The sequence below is a fragment of the Pseudomonas oryzagri genome, from assembly GCF_020831405.1.
Lineage (GTDB): Bacteria > Pseudomonadota > Gammaproteobacteria > Pseudomonadales > Pseudomonadaceae > Geopseudomonas > Geopseudomonas oryzagri.
Map to the genome: position 1 here is coordinate 112,191 of NZ_JAJHPU010000037.1, position 7,598 is coordinate 119,788.

A 7,598-nucleotide genomic window follows, 5' to 3' on the forward strand; every position below is an offset into this window, starting at 1 on the left:
AGAGGCGCAGATCCAGCCGTTCCGCCGCCCTCTGGCAGGCCACGAAAATCCCGAGTAGGATCGAAGCACACGTAAAGGATATACAACAGAGGTTGCAAGATGCCGCACACTTCCTATCCGCAATCCTATTACGCCTTTTCCGCCAACCGTGCGCCGCAGCGCCCTCCGCTGCAGGGGGAAAGCGAAACCGACGTGTGCGTCGTCGGCGCCGGCTATACCGGTCTGTCGACTGCCCTGTTCCTCGCCGAACACGGCTTCAAGGTGAGCATCCTGGAGGCTGCCAGGGTCGGTTTCGGTGCATCGGGCCGCAACGGCGGCCAGATAGTCAACAGCTACAGCCGCGACATTGATGTCATCGAGCACAGCACCAACGCGCCCGCCGCTCGCCTGATCGGCGAGATGGCCTTCGAGGGCGGGCGGATCATCCGCGAGCGCATCCAGCGCTATGGCATCCAGTGCGACCTCAAGAATGGCGGTGTTTTCGCTGCCTTCACCGCCAAGCAGATGAGTCATCTGGAAGCGCAGAAGCGACTCTGGGAGCGCTACGGCCACACTCAGCTGGAGCTTCTCGATCGCCAGTCGATCCGCCAGGTGGTGGCGAGCGACAACTATATCGGCGGCATGCTTGATCGCAGCGGCGGACATATCCACCCGCTGAACCTGGCCTTGGGCGAGGCGGACGCGGTGGAATCGCTGGGCGGTGTCATCCACGAGCAATCCCCGGTACTGCGCATCGAACGCGGCGCCAACCCGGTGGTGCATACCGACCAGGGACGGGTGCGTGCCAAGTTCGTGGTGGTGGCCGGCAACGCCTATCTCGGCAACCTGCTGCCGGAGCTGGCGGCCAAGTCGATGCCCTGTGGCAGTCAGGTGATCGCCACCGAGCCGCTGGGCGAGGAGCTGGCAAACTCGCTGCTGCCCCAGGACTACTGCGTCGAGGACTGCAACTACCTACTCGACTACTTCCGCCTGTCCGCCGACCGCCGGCTGATCTATGGGGGGGGCGTGGTCTACGGCGCGCGCGACCCGGCCGACATCGAGGGCATCATCCGGCCGAAGATGCTCAACACCTTCCCGCAGTTGAAGAACGTAAAGATCGACTTCGCCTGGACCGGCAACTTCCTGCTCACTCTGTCGCGTTTGCCGCAGGTGGGTCGGCTCGGCGACAACATCTATTACTCGCAGGGTTGCAGCGGCCATGGCGTGACCTACACCCATCTCGCCGGCAAGGTGCTGGCCGAAGCCCTGCGCGGCCAGGCCGAGCGCTTCGACGCTTTCGCCGGCCTGCGCCATTATCCCTTCCCCGGCGGCCGCCTGTTCCGAGTGCCATTCACCGCCTTGGGCGCCTGGTACTACCAGTTGCGCGATCAGTTCGGCGTATAGCTGGAAAACGACAACGGCCCCGAGAGGCCGCTGCGCTTCAGGGGCGCTGCTAAAGGGGACAGACTGCCAGACTCGGGCAACTGCCCTGCCCCTTGGCGGGTGGCAGCGCCTCGGCAAACCGCTGATCCTGCGGCGCCAGTTGATGAGCGCATTGCCGGGCCTGCTGCGCCTGTGACGCACAGCCCTGCTCGGCCAACACGTGGGCAAGATTGCCCCACCCCGGAGCCCAGCCAGGGGCGACAGCGACCGCCTGGTGCAAGGCGGCCTGCGCCCCTTCGACATCGCCTGCCGCATAGCGGGAATTGCCGAGGGCGAACCAGCTCATCCCCTCATCAGGCCATTGCCGCACCGCCGTCTGATAGGCGCGCTGCGCCACCTTGCCACGACCGGTCTGCTCCAGGTCTGTCGCGGCTTGCAGCCAGGGCCGCAACTCGGCTCGTGCCGGCAAGCGCTCCGGTGGCAAGGTCACCACGGCCCAACGCCCGCCACGCGCCCAGGTCGCCTCGAAACTGGCGAAGTCGGTCACCCAGCGTCGCGTGGTCCCGGAGCGCAGGATCAACTCGTTCCGCTGACGGTCGTAGCCGACGAGAACGGCGAAGTGCCAGCGCGGATACCAGGCGAACGCAAGATTCTGCAATACCAGCACCGGATTGCCCGCCGCCACCTCCGTCAGCAAGGCCTCCAGTCGTGGCGGCAACGGATAGACCAGCAGGTCGTGGGCACGCGCGGTGGCCACCAGTTCGACCTGCAGGCTGCCCTCTCGGCCGGGCAGGAATACGCGGTCCTTGAGCAGTCCCGGGGTAGTCGCCACGCCACGCTGGTTGAGCATCGTCGCCAAGGCTGCGGGACCACATTGATAGTCCGCTTGCGGGAAGAAGGGCACTTCGCTCAATTCGACCCTCTCGGGCAACCGCGTAGCCTCGGGAGGCAATGCCGGCTGGTGGGCGCAACCGGCGAGCCAGAACAGGGCCAGCAACAACCCGAGCGCCCGCAAGCTCATCGGTTGATGCACTTGACGAAGGTGAACAGATCGGTGGCGCAAAGCAGGTCGGTGATGATGAAGATCACCAGGAACAATACGATGATGCCGATGATGCCGCCGGCGGGAGCTTCACTCAGTTGCTGGTTGAACTGGGCCAGCTCCGCATTGCTGAGGCCGTTGATGCGCTGCTCGACCTGAGACCGCTCGACGCCCAAGGAAGCGAGCTTGTCCTTGACGCCCTGGTCGTCCAACATGGTCAGCAATTGTTGGCGGTCGACCTGCTGTTGCTGGGCCAGCAGTACTTCGGAAGTACCAATCATTCCTGCCTGGGCGAGTGGCGCCTGAGCCATCAGCAGCAAATAGGCTGCAGCCGTTGCCGCAGCCAGCGGACGGAAAAAAGCACGCTTGATCATGGGGGACTCCTTTTGTATGTCCGCTCTAGACCGTCGCTGCGCGACAGGGGTTCCCCGCAGGATAGGTGAAACCTTGCCGGCTTGCTGCGTACTCCACAACGCCCCGCTTATTTGCTGCGCTGGGCGCGAAGCAGTTCGAGGATAAACTTGCGGGTGGCCGGCATCGCGGCGGCAAATTCGGGACAGGTTTCCGGCGCGGTCTTGATCATCCCCTTTTCCAGCGACTGCCTGACCTGCTCGGTATAGAGTCTTCCGAACAGGCTACGCACCTGCTCCGAAACCTGGGACTCCTCGCCCAGCAGAGACTCGAGCACCTTGCGCGTAGCGCCCATGAATACCCGGCAGCTGTTGTACAGCCAGGCTTGGGTCACATACTGCCGCGAGCGCTGCACCAGTGAGTCATCTAACGACGCCAGGTTCTGCCGCAGGGAGGCGAGTTCCACCTCGGCATTGGCTGCGCGGCGATGAAGGTTTTCCATCTCGGCTTTCAGGTGGGCATCGAAGGCCGCATCATGATCGGCCAACCGCTCGCCCAGCAGGCGGACCTCGCCGACCAGCCGGTGCTTTTCCTCCACCAGTTGCTGCAGCATCCCTTCCATCGCCTCGAGGCGCAGGCGCTCGGTAACCGCACCAGCGGCATGTCCATCCAGGAATCCCTGCCGATATCCCGCCTCCCATCCTTCCTCGCCCATCGTCTCGGTCGGTGCAGCCGTCGGGGAAAGCTTATCTACTCTCATGCGCAGCACTCCCTGCCTTCTGATCACTGAGCGCGCATCCTGCCCAGCTCCTGCATCGACATCCGTGAGAGCATCCGCAGAAATGCAACAATCGATCTATTCGCCGGCAACAGATGCACACGCTGGAGCTGGCCGGGACGTTGCAGAGGCAGCCCTGTCAGGCCAGCATTATCACTCCCAAGCCATGGCAACGCCTCTAGGATCAGCCGGTATGAACAGCAGTGACGCTCAAGAAGCCCCGGAGGCTGTACCAGTCCACCGCAAGGGCCGTGCCCGCAGCGATCTGGCCGTGATCGGCGACCTGCTACCCTATCTGCGCCCCTACCTGGGCCGCATCCTTCTCGCCTTGGGGTTGGTGCTCATCTCCAAGCTGTTCAACCTGTGGGTTCCCATCCTTCTCAAGCACATTGTCGATGGCCTCAACGTCGAACCCAGCCTGCTGTTGTTGCCGGTCGGCCTGCTGCTCGCCTATGGCACCGCGCGCATCGGCGTGACCCTGTTCACCGAACTTCGCCAGGTCGTGTTCGCCCGTGTCATGGCGCGCACCTCACGTGAGGTCACCCTCAGGGTCTTTCGCCATCTGCACCGCCTCAGCCTGAAATTCCATCTCAGCCGCCGCACCGGCGGCGTTGCCCGCGACGTGGAGCGCGGCGGCAGTGCGATTGCCGACCTGCTCGACTGGACACTCTACTCGATCATCCCGATTCTGCTCGAAGTCATCCTGGTCACGGCGGTGCTGGTATGGGCCTACGACTGGCGCTTCGCTGTCATCACCCTGGCGACTCTGCTGGTCTACGGGCTATGGACCTTCGCGGTGACCGAGTGGCGCACCAGCTACTATCGCGCTTCGGTAGAAGCCGATACTCGCGCTAATGAACGGGCGGTCGACTCGCTGCTGAACTACGAGACGGTCAAGTACTTCAACAATGAGGCGCACGAGGCCGCGCGCTACGACGAGAACCTGAAGCGTCTGGAAGACACCAAGGTCAAGGCGACCACCAGTTTGGCTGTTCTCAACCTCGGGCAGACGGCCATGGTGTCCGTCGGCGTCACCGCCATGATGTGGCTGGCTGCCGCCGGAGTAGTGGACGGCAGCATGACCGTCGGCGACCTGGTACTGGTCAACGCTTATCTGCTGCAGCTTTCGGCGCCACTGTTCCTGCTCGGCATGATGTACCGCGAGGTGAAGCAGGCCCTGACCAACATGGAGCGCCTGTTCGACCTGCTCGATGTCCACCAAGATGTACAGGACGCCCCGGATGCCGTGCCTCTACTGGCAATCCGTCCCTGCGTGCGCTTCGAGAAGGTGAACTTCGGCTACGATCCGCGTCGGCAGATCCTGCATGAAGTGGCTTTCGAAATCCCCGCCGGCGGCACTGTCGCGGTCGTCGGCCACTCCGGCTGCGGCAAGTCGACCCTGGCCCGTTTGCTCTACCGCTTCTACGATGTTGATGGCGGGCGCATAACCATTGACGGACTGGATCTGCGCCAATTGACCCAGGCCTCGCTGCGCGGCGCCATCGCCATAGTTCCGCAGGACACGGTGCTGTTCAACGACAGCATCTATTACAACATTCTCTACGGCCAGCCGAGCGCCAGTCGCGCGGAAGTCGAAGCTGCCGCGCGGGCTGCGCATATCCACGAGTTCGTCCAGAGCCTGCCGGACGGTTACGAGACGCAGGTCGGCGAGCGCGGCCTGAAGCTCTCCGGCGGCGAAAAGCAGCGGGTAGCCATCGCCCGGGCGATCCTCAAAAATCCCAGCATCCTGATCTTCGATGAGGCGACTTCCGCCCTGGACTCGCAATCGGAGCGGGCCATCCAGGCCGAACTCGATCGCATCCAGATAGGGCGCACCACGCTGGTCATCGCCCACCGCCTGTCCACGGTGATGAATGCCGATCGGATCCTGGTGATGGACGGCGGGCGCATCGTCGAACAGGGCACCCATGTCCAGCTTCTGGCCCTCAATGGTCGCTATGCGCAGATGTGGCGCCTGCAACAGCAGCGGGCGGAACAGGACGCCGAGGCGCAGGAGCGATGAGCTGATAGGCAGGCCGGCTCGGCACCTTCTAATGTGAAAGGGCCCATTCCCTCTCGCCAGGTTGCGATGCCATGCCCGCCACGCTGCAAGCCATCCAGGCCGACATTACCACCCTCACCGTCGATGCCATCGTCAATGCCGCCAACTCGTCACTGCTTGGTGGCGGCGGCGTCTCCGGCACCATCCTGCGGGCCGGCGGTCCTGAACTGATCGAAGCATGCCGCCGCCTCGGCGGCTGCGCGAGTGGAGACGCCAAGCTGACGCCGGGCTATCGCCTTCCCGCTCACTTCGTCGTGCACACGGTCGGCCCTGTCTGGCAGGACGGCACGCGGCAGGAGGCAGAGTTGCTGGCCTCCTGTTACCGCCGCTCGCTCGAAGTCGCCGCAGCCGCCGGCGCACGAAGTCTGGCCTTCCCGTGCATCAGCACCGGCATCTACGGCTTCCCCTTCGAACAGGCTGCGAATATTGCCGTGGCCACTGTCCGCGCTGAACTGCCGGCACTTCCTCTCATCGAATCAGTGCTGTTCTGCTGCTTCTCCACGGCTGATCTGCAGGTCTATGCGCGGCTTCTCCAAGCCGACGCTTGAGACCTGCAGATCCCCTCACTATACGGTCAGACTTGATTTGCTCCGGAGCTTGCCGAACAGAGCCACCACGACCACTACCACGCCGCCGACCAGCACGCCAAAGGCAGCGTTGAGCAGGGTCGGCACTATGACCTGCACTACCGTAGCCAACGCCGATGCCTGGTCACCAACGTGCGCCACCTGCTCGATGGCATGGTGAACCACCGGAATTCCATGGGTGAGGATGGCACCGCCGACCATGAACATGGCCGCGGTGCCCACCACGGAGAGTCCCTTCATCAGGTAGGGCGCGGCGCGGAGAATAATGGCGCCACTGCGCTGCGCCAGATGCGAACTCCGGCGGCACAGATGAAGACCGAAATCGTCCAGCTTGACGATGCCCGCCACCAGACCGTAGACACCGGCGGTCATGACGATGGCGATGGTCGACAGCACCAGCACCTGCTGCATGAATGCAGCGCTGGCGACGGCGCCCAAGGTAATCGCAATGATCTCGGCGGAAAGGATGAAATCCGTGCGCACTGCGCCTTTGATCTTGTCCCGCTCGAAAGTCAGCATGTCGACCGCCGGATCGTTGAGCGCCTCCAACTGGCGAGCATGTTCGGCCTCCTCCTCGGCCTTGCTGTGCAGGAACTTGTGGGCAAGCTTCTCGAAGCCCTCGAAACACAAGAAGGCGCCGCCCAGCATCAGCAACGGAGTGATCGCCCAGGGGGCGATTGCGCTGATCAGCAGCGCGGCAGGCACCAGGATCAGCTTGTTCAGGAAAGAGCCCTTGGCGACAGCCCAGACCACCGGCAACTCCCGGTCTGCAGCCACGCCAGTCACCTGCTGGGCATTCAAGGCCAGGTCGTCGCCGAGCACCCCGGCAGTCTTCTTGGCAGCCACTTTGGTCATCACCGAAACGTCGTCGAGGATGGTGGCAATGTCGTCAATCAGTGCGAGCAAGCTGCTTCCAGCCAAATTGATTCTCCTTGGGTGCGAATTATGGATTCAGGCCATCGCCTGCGACGATACGCCTGCCGCGAGTCATTTTCTGTGGCAGACCGGCCGCCCGCAAGGATAACCCTGCCCGTCCACCAGGCAGCCAGGCTTTCCGGGCGCGCAAAGACGAACCCCCGACCAGCGCGAGCTGATCGGGGGTTCGGTATAGGTGCTTGACGATGACCTACTCTCACATGGGGAAGCCCCACACTACCATCGGCGATGCGTCGTTTCACTGCTGAGTTCGGGATGGGATCAGGTGGTTCCAACGCTCTATGGTCGTCAAGCAATTCGGTTGGGGCATCGCTTTCGCGCTACCCCGAATCGGGTACGTGATATCGGTAAACGTATTCGGTAATTTGCGGTTCTGCAAGCTTTCGGCCTGTCACACCCACTGTGCCGTTCGGCCCAGATTGTTTGGGTGTTATATGGTCAAGCCTCACGGGCAATTAGTATTGGTTAGCTCAACGCCTC

Annotated in this window: 7 protein-coding genes and 1 rRNA gene; 3 read left to right on the forward strand and 5 right to left on the reverse strand. The window is 63.1% G+C overall.

Annotated features, from left to right (window positions below; translation table 11 throughout):
• Nucleotides 1–99 precede the first annotated feature (99 nt).
• Entirely contained in the window at nucleotides 100–1,383 is a 1,284-nt protein-coding gene (locus LMJ29_RS13225; RefSeq protein ID WP_229605983.1) for an NAD(P)/FAD-dependent oxidoreductase, read from the forward strand.
• 49 nt (nucleotides 1,384–1,432) lie between these two features.
• Here LMJ29_RS13225 and LMJ29_RS13230 read toward each other — a convergent pair whose 3' ends face one another.
• The 3 genes from LMJ29_RS13230 to LMJ29_RS13240 form a co-directional block, all read right to left on the reverse strand.
• Entirely contained in the window at nucleotides 1,433–2,383 is a 951-nt protein-coding gene (locus LMJ29_RS13230; RefSeq protein ID WP_229605984.1) for a PA2778 family cysteine peptidase, read from the reverse strand.
• Nucleotides 2,380–2,778 (reverse strand): PA2779 family protein, encoded by a 399-nt coding sequence (locus LMJ29_RS13235; RefSeq protein WP_229605985.1) that lies wholly within the window; start codon nucleotides 2,776–2,778, stop codon nucleotides 2,380–2,382. The genes LMJ29_RS13230 and LMJ29_RS13235 overlap by 4 nt, the downstream gene beginning before the upstream one ends.
• Before the next feature lie 107 nt (nucleotides 2,779–2,885).
• Nucleotides 2,886–3,515: a FliH/SctL family protein gene (locus LMJ29_RS13240; RefSeq protein WP_229605986.1), complete on the reverse strand. Its 630-nt coding sequence runs from the start codon at nucleotides 3,513–3,515 to the stop codon at nucleotides 2,886–2,888.
• A gap of 211 nt (nucleotides 3,516–3,726) precedes the next feature.
• Between LMJ29_RS13240 and LMJ29_RS13245 the strand changes: the two genes are divergently transcribed.
• Together LMJ29_RS13245 and LMJ29_RS13250 are read left to right on the forward strand one after the other, a co-directional pair.
• The gene (locus tag LMJ29_RS13245) at nucleotides 3,727–5,556 is read left to right on the forward strand and encodes an ABCB family ABC transporter ATP-binding protein/permease (RefSeq protein WP_229605987.1); all 1,830 of its coding nucleotides are present in this window, start codon (nucleotides 3,727–3,729) and stop codon (nucleotides 5,554–5,556) included.
• A gap of 71 nt (nucleotides 5,557–5,627) precedes the next feature.
• The gene (locus LMJ29_RS13250) at nucleotides 5,628–6,143 is read left to right on the forward strand and encodes an O-acetyl-ADP-ribose deacetylase (RefSeq protein ID WP_229605988.1); all 516 of its coding nucleotides are present in this window, start codon (nucleotides 5,628–5,630) and stop codon (nucleotides 6,141–6,143) included.
• A gap of 18 nt (nucleotides 6,144–6,161) precedes the next feature.
• Here LMJ29_RS13250 and LMJ29_RS13255 read toward each other — a convergent pair whose 3' ends face one another.
• Both LMJ29_RS13255 and rrf read right to left on the reverse strand, forming a co-directional pair.
• Nucleotides 6,162–7,103 (reverse strand): DUF808 domain-containing protein, encoded by a 942-nt coding sequence (locus LMJ29_RS13255; RefSeq protein ID WP_229605989.1) that lies wholly within the window; start codon nucleotides 7,101–7,103, stop codon nucleotides 6,162–6,164.
• A gap of 192 nt (nucleotides 7,104–7,295) precedes the next feature.
• A 5S ribosomal RNA gene (gene rrf / locus LMJ29_RS13260) occupies nucleotides 7,296–7,411 on the reverse strand.
• Nucleotides 7,412–7,598 lie beyond the last annotated feature (187 nt).